Annotated in this window: 3 protein-coding genes and 1 pseudogene; 2 read left to right on the forward strand and 2 right to left on the reverse strand. The window is 56.9% G+C overall.

Annotated features, from left to right (window positions below; all coding sequences use genetic code 11):
* The first annotated feature begins 840 nt into the window (after positions 1-840).
* Positions 841-1,872: a DNA-binding protein gene (locus ACFDR9_RS27155; protein ID WP_409033003.1), complete on the forward strand. Its 1,032-nt coding sequence runs from the start codon at positions 841-843 to the stop codon at positions 1,870-1,872.
* 310 nt (positions 1,873-2,182) lie between these two features.
* Here the strand turns inward: ACFDR9_RS27155 and ACFDR9_RS27160 are convergent.
* Together ACFDR9_RS27160 and ACFDR9_RS27165 are read right to left on the reverse strand one after the other, a co-directional pair.
* Positions 2,183-2,530 (reverse strand): annotated as a pseudogene (locus tag ACFDR9_RS27160) (DUF4158 domain-containing protein); the annotation flags it as partial.
* A gap of 3 nt (positions 2,531-2,533) precedes the next feature.
* The gene (locus ACFDR9_RS27165; protein WP_409033004.1) at positions 2,534-3,112 is read right to left on the reverse strand and encodes a recombinase family protein; all 579 of its coding nucleotides are present in this window, start codon (positions 3,110-3,112) and stop codon (positions 2,534-2,536) included.
* 387 nt (positions 3,113-3,499) lie between these two features.
* On the opposite strand from ACFDR9_RS27165, the gene ACFDR9_RS27170 reads away from it, so the two are divergent.
* Entirely contained in the window at positions 3,500-3,886 is a 387-nt protein-coding gene (locus tag ACFDR9_RS27170) for a CYTH domain-containing protein (protein WP_409033005.1), read from the forward strand.
* Positions 3,887-3,930 lie beyond the last annotated feature (44 nt).

Below are 3,930 nucleotides of genomic sequence, written 5' to 3' on the forward strand. Positions count from 1 at the left end.
CCAAGGTGCTGATGCTGTCGCCAATTCGTCCACGCAAAAGACGAGAGTAAACCTGAATAATGGCAAGTTTACAAGGGGCGCGTTAAGTCATTGAATGTAAACGCGTTTTCAAACCGGCTGGATGTTGGTCCGGACTTGTGTACAACGAGGTGGGACTAATGGCATCTTTTGGCAATATGCAGACATTATAAATAGCAAGGTAATCGCAAGTGATCTCAACATAGAAGCAAAAAAAGAAGAAATGTAGTATCCGATCCGCTGCATGTCGGGATAGTGCGGCGTCAAGGCTGCCACTGAACAGCGCAGCATATTCATTACGTTCTTGCATTGTCCTGGGAGGCATAATCATCCTTTTATACATCGGGTAGTCCGGAATTCATGGTAGGAGTTGGCTCCCACGTAACACAAGTAACAAGGCAATATCGTGGAGGGCACAGCCGACTTATTGGTCCGCTCGTGCGTGAAAGGATGAGAACTTGCATTTTCATCAATCTTACCGCCGACATAATTACCCTCCAGTCCAACGGCCTTCGCACAGCGGACCAGGGTGCGCTTTCGCTTTGGGTGGTGGCTGGTTGGCCCTGCCGTGAACACGAGCAGTGACACGAACGCAACGCGCCAGAGGAACCGCGAATTCGACGTAGACGAGGGCCGGTTCCAATAAGTCATGGACTGGAGATGTACCGGGCAGAACATGAAAAATCCGTTCTATCGGCTTCATAACTCACGATAATCAACATTATCAGATGTTATAAAGCTTGAAGAAGGCAACTTTTTTAACGTAATTTTATGTATAATTACGTATCACGTAATACGTTACGTTATTTCATGGATGGGCTTATGGCACGCATCGGTATCCTGTATTCCCACGTTATGAAAGCCGCCGAAAAAGTGGCCGCCGAGGGCAAAAACCCCACCGTCGACAGCGTCCGCGAGGCCTTGGGCGGCACTGGTAGTAAAAGCACCATTGCGCCCCTGCTCAAGCGCTGGAAGGTCGAGCATCAGGAATCCGTGGTGGCGGCTGAAACCGGCGTGCCCGCCGAATTGCTGCTGGCCGTCAAAGGGCTGTATCAGAAGCTGCAGGCGGACGTCGGCCTGCAGTTGGCGCAGGCAAGCGAAGCCCAGCGTATCGCGTTACAGGGCGCCGCCGAGCGCCTGGAGCAAAGCCAGGCGGACAACCGCAACCTGTCGCAGACCAAGCTGGCGCTGGCCGCCGATCTGGCCCAGACCAAGGACGAGCTGTCGCAGCTGCGCGCTGAGCACCACAGCGGCGCCATTACGCTGGCCGGGCTGGAAAGCGACAACGCCGGCCTGCGCGCGCGCCTGGCCGACCGCGCCGCCGAGGTGGCCGCGCTGAACCAGCAACTGGCGCAGGCCCGCACGCAGTTCGAGCACTACCAGCACGCGACGGCGGCACAGCGCACCGAGGAACGCCAGGCGGCGGACCAGCGCGTAGCGCGCTTGGAGCAGGATCTGGCTGGCGCCCGCCAGCACGGGCAGATCCAGCAAGCGGCCCTGACCCAGCGGGAGACGCAACTGGCGCAATCGCAGCTTGAGCAGGACCGCTGGCGCGAGGCCGCCGACGCCCTCCAGGGTGACCTCGCCGCGATGCGGCCGGAGCGCGACCAACTGGCCTATCAATTCAAAGAGGCGTCGGCGGCCGGCGCCGCCCTCGCCGGAAAACTCGCCACCACGCAGACGGCGCTGACCGAAGCGCGCATCGCCCTGGCGGGCCGCCAGCACCAGGCGGAACTACTCGGCGAACGCCTGCGCCAGGCGGAGAACAAGGAAAACAGCCAAGAGGCAGCGCGTTTAACGCTGATCGAGGAAAAAGCTGCGCTGCAAGCGCAGTTGGCGAGCCGGAAGCGCTAAAAAATCAACCAAAGGCAAAGAGCCGGGGGAAGGCCGTAAGGTTGGCCCCCGGGGTTACGCCGTTGGTTTTAACTATTCCTACGCCGGAGCCACCTAACTGACCGGCATGCCGAACGTGTAGGGAAGAGCAGGGAAAAAGAAAAAAATAGCACGCTAAGGTTTTTCATGCGTTCGTAGCGGCCGAAATTGCCCCTCGTCGATCATCCGGTTCTGATGCCGAACGTAATCGCCGGTCAGGTTGATGTGCTCCCATCCGAGCGGCGCAAGGAACTGAAGCAGGGATTCGTCTTTCAGCTTGCCGGTATCCCGCGTTCCGCTGCCGCAGCGTCTCCAAGGCTTTGGCCGCGAGCACCAGCCCTTTATCAGTCTGCATGGCGAGGTCAGCAAGGCTGTACGACAGCTTGCGAAAATCCGGCAAGCTAAACGCGGACAAGCTGAGGTAGGCGCGCAATTCCTGGAAATGTTCGCGTCTGGTCTGATCACGCAGCAGGCACAACTGGACGGCAAAGCCGAGCCGATTGGCGTCGCCTCGGCGCTGCCGAATCAAGGACAAATCGGACTCGGTAAAGCTGTAATGCTGGATCAGGTCGTCTTGGCTTTGCGGGAGCGCCAGTAGGCTGTCCCGCTCAGTTGCGGAAAGTATTGAGCGGCGTGGCATGCGTTACGTTGACCCGATTTCGCCGATTCGTGCGATGGTTTCGATCAACGTGGTTCGCTTGACGCCGAATGTTCGGCAGACGGCGGCCTTGGACATCCCACCGTTCAGAGCAGTAACAATGGAGTCCAGCTTCTCACCGGTAATCGCTGGCGGACGACCACCGACACGGCCGCGTCGGCGCGCGGCTGCGAGTCCGGCGGTCACGCGCTCCTTGGTCAAGGCGCGTTCGTACTGGGCGAGCGCGCCGAACACATGAAACAGTAATTCGCCTGATGCTGTCGTGGTATCCATGCCTTCGGTAAGAGAACGAAAAGCAACCTGTCTATCCTTTAGCGTGTTCACGATAGTGAGCAAGTGCTGCAGCGAGCGTCCGAGTCGGTCCAGCTTCCAGACAACGAGCACATCGCCAGACCGCACGAATTCAAGCGCCTGGACCAAGCCGGGCCGATCATCCTTGGCACCGGAAGCTCGATCTTCAAACAGGTGTCGAGCGTCGACGCCCGCCGCCAACAGGGCGTCGCGCTGCAGATCAGTGTTTTGGCGGTCTGGCTCGGACGAAACTCGCATGTACCCGACAAGCATGTGCGGAAAACCTGTGATGTGTGGTTGGCGTATGCTACATCATGACGACATAGTTTTCCGCACATTTTTCAGCTATTCACCACCCTTCACATGTGAGCTTCCGGTGTCGCCTGCTGGCCCGTCGGAAAACACTTGTTTTCCGACGGGCGGCGTTCGGCCATACGCTAATCAGCAACTAATGTCGAGCGAGGCAACTGCCATGAAACGGCGATCTGAGCGTCAAGCCTGCCGGGTTGGCTAACTACATTTCGTTTCCGATAGATTTTTGCGCGGAATTGGAATGTCTTACAAATTCGGCGGTGATACCATTTCAGCCAAGGATGGAGCTGCCGGCTCTCCAAAATACATCTGTTAAGGCTCTCGAAATGACAATGGGAAATAGAAAATATGGAAACCGAACTCAAACTAAAAATTGACGCTATTGATCGCTCGCGCATCTATGAACATCCACTCCTTGTCGATAACGCTCGCGCCGTCCCGTCCGAACATCAACTTGTAGACACGTACTACGATACTAAAAAATTGGATTTATGGAGGCACGGGGTTACGTTGCGCGTGAGGGAGGATGGACTGTCAGAAGAAGGCTCAATACGGACTCAGACGGTGAAGACCGCTTCTGTCAGCTCTGCATCTCTGCATCAGCGCGGTGAATGGGAATCCGCTCTCTCAAGCGCCGTTCCCCAGCCATCAGAAATTGCTCGGCAGATCAAGGTAGAGCGCATCCGGAGCGTGTCAATGACTTTGAAACACCTGGTTGAATCGGCGAGAGTCTAAATCTCGTATTTCAGGCAGCTTTTTTCTCCATTGGTGGCGGGTTG

The organism is Janthinobacterium sp. CG_23.3 (assembly GCF_046115965.1).
Taxonomy (GTDB): domain Bacteria; phylum Pseudomonadota; class Gammaproteobacteria; order Burkholderiales; family Burkholderiaceae_D; genus Janthinobacterium.